Below are 2500 nucleotides of genomic sequence, written 5' to 3'. Positions count from 1 at the left end.
GCTTACTGATGCTGAAACTCTCTCTAGCGCTTTATTCCAAAACCAATATGCTAAAATTGTTGCTCCAATAACAAGGTATATTACACTAAGTCCCGTTTTCCAAGTTTCAACCTTTGGAAGACCGTAATAAAAAATTTCTATCAGTGCAAACGGTAAGAGAATAACAGCTCCAATAATTAAAGTTAATGTTGTAAAAACCTCGTTTGATAAATACTGTTCTTGTTTTGGTCGTTTTAGCAAAACTGTGTAGAAAGCAAATAGAAAAGTACTTAATAATATTAGTATATCTCCTATTAAGGACACTTCTTGATTAGCACTTTTAGATGGAATCGTAATAAAGAGTACTCCTATAGCACCCAATATAATTCCTATCCAATAATTCAATCGAATTTTCTCTTTCAAAAAGAGTGCTGAAAAAAGAATTGTAACTAATGGTAATGCAGCATCTATAATACTCACATGTAATCCACTTGTTAAAGAAATGCCGTAGGATGTAAACATAAAATAACCAGCTACACCGGTAAAAGCTAACAAACTCATTCTTTTCCATGGAACTTTTTTATGTACAACTGATTTTTGTAATTCCTTAAATGAGAATAGCATACAAATTCCACCTGCAAAGAAAAGACGAATAAATAACAAAGTAAACGGCTGAATAGATTCTAACGCCCATTTTGTTGGCGCAATGGCTGTGCCCCATAATATAACAGCCACTAATAACATGCATATTTCTTTCATAATTCCCCACACCCATCAAAAATATATGTTAACTACCTTAATTATAGATTTTTTCTAATGTAAAATCCTTTAAAAGCACAAAAGGTTATGTAAGATCACAAACATTCTTTTTACATCTGGACTATATTCTTGAAAAGGTAATTCTTACCTTTAAATTTAAAATAATAAAAATAAACACAAAAAAACCTAAGTCAAAATAACTTAGGTTCTTGCTTGGCGACGTCCTACTCTCACAGGGACAAGGTCCCAACTACCATCGGCGCTAGAGAGCTTAACTTCCGTGTTCGGTATGGGAACGGGTGTGACCTCTCTGCCATCATCACCAAACTATGAAGGCATATTCCTTCAAAACTAGATAACATTTGCTTCATATTATATGGTTAAGTCCTCGATCTATTAGTATTCGTCAGCTCCACATGTCACCATGCTTCCACCTCGAACCTATCAACCTGATCATCTTTCAGGGATCTTACTAGCTTACGCTATGGGAAATCTCATCTTGAGGGGGGCTTCATGCTTAGATGCTTTCAGCACTTATCCCTTCCGCACATAGCTACCCAGCTATGCCCTTGGCAGAACAACTGGTACACCAGCGGTGCGTCCATCCCGGTCCTCTCGTACTAAGGACAGCTCCTCTCAAATTTCCTACGCCCACGACGGATAGGGACCGAACTGTCTCACGACGTTCTGAACCCAGCTCGCGTACCGCTTTAATGGGCGAACAGCCCAACCCTTGGGACCGACTACAGCCCCAGGATGCGATGAGCCGACATCGAGGTGCCAAACCTCCCCGTCGATGTGGACTCTTGGGGGAGATAAGCCTGTTATCCCCGGGGTAGCTTTTATCCGTTGAGCGATGGCCCTTCCATGCGGAACCACCGGATCACTAAGCCCGACTTTCGTCCCTGCTCGACTTGTAGGTCTCGCAGTCAAGCTCCCTTATGCCTTTGCACTCTACGAATGATTTCCAACCATTCTGAGGGAACCTTTGGGCGCCTCCGTTACACTTTAGGAGGCGACCGCCCCAGTCAAACTGCCCACCTGACACTGTCTCCCGGGTCGATAAGACCCGTAGGTTAGAATTTCAATACAGTCAGGGCGGTATCCCACCAGCGCCTCCACCGAAGCTAGCGCTCCGGTTTCAATGGCTCCCGCCTATCCTGTACAAACTGTACCAAAATTCAATATCAGGCTACAGTAAAGCTCCACGGGGTCTTTCCGTCCTGTCGCGGGTAACCTGCATCTTCACAGGTACTATAATTTCACCGAGTCTCTGGTTGAGACAGTGCCCAAATCGTTACACCTTTCGTGCGGGTCGGAACTTACCCGACAAGGAATTTCGCTACCTTAGGACCGTTATAGTTACGGCCGCCGTTTACTGGGGCTTCAGTTCAGAGCTTCGCTTACGCTAACCCCTCTCCTTAACCTTCCAGCACCGGGCAGGTGTCACCCCCTATACTTCGCCTTACGGCTTCGCAGAGAGCTGTGTTTTTGCTAAACAGTCGCTTGGGCCTATTCACTGCGGCTTTCCGTTAAGAAAGCACCCCTTCTCCCGAAGTTACGGGGTCATTTTGCCGAGTTCCTTAACCAGAGTTCTCTCGCACACCTTAGGATTCTCTCCTCGCCTACCTGTGTCGGTTTGCGGTACAGGCACCTTTTATCTCGCTAGAAGCTTTTCTTGGCAGCGGGGAATCAAAGACTTCGCTCCATAAGGAGCTTCCCCATCACAGCTCAGCCTTCACGATAAGCGGATTTGCCTACT

1 protein-coding gene and 2 rRNA genes (2 of these 3 cut by a window edge) are annotated in these 2500 nt (G+C 44.3%); all 3 read right to left on the bottom strand.

Translation table 11 applies throughout. The annotated features are described in order from the left end of the window. On the bottom strand, positions 1-738 hold the 5' portion of the coding sequence (locus tag NST90_RS01620; protein WP_000658276.1) for a DMT family transporter. It extends 183 nt beyond the left edge of the window; the window shows 738 of its 921 coding nt (coding positions 1-738); its start codon is at positions 736-738; its stop codon lies off the left edge, out of view. 211 nt (positions 739-949) lie between these two features. Further along, positions 950-1065 (bottom strand): 5S ribosomal RNA (gene rrf, locus NST90_RS01615). 49 nt (positions 1066-1114) lie between these two features. Further along, a 23S ribosomal RNA gene (locus NST90_RS01610) occupies positions 1115-2500 on the bottom strand (it continues 1536 nt past the right edge of the window).

This window comes from Bacillus sp. FSL E2-8900 (genome assembly GCF_037966225.1).
In the GTDB taxonomy this organism is placed as follows: Bacteria; Bacillota; Bacilli; order Bacillales; family Bacillaceae_G; genus Bacillus_A; species Bacillus_A cereus.
This window is presented reverse-complemented; position numbering and strand designations above follow the sequence as displayed.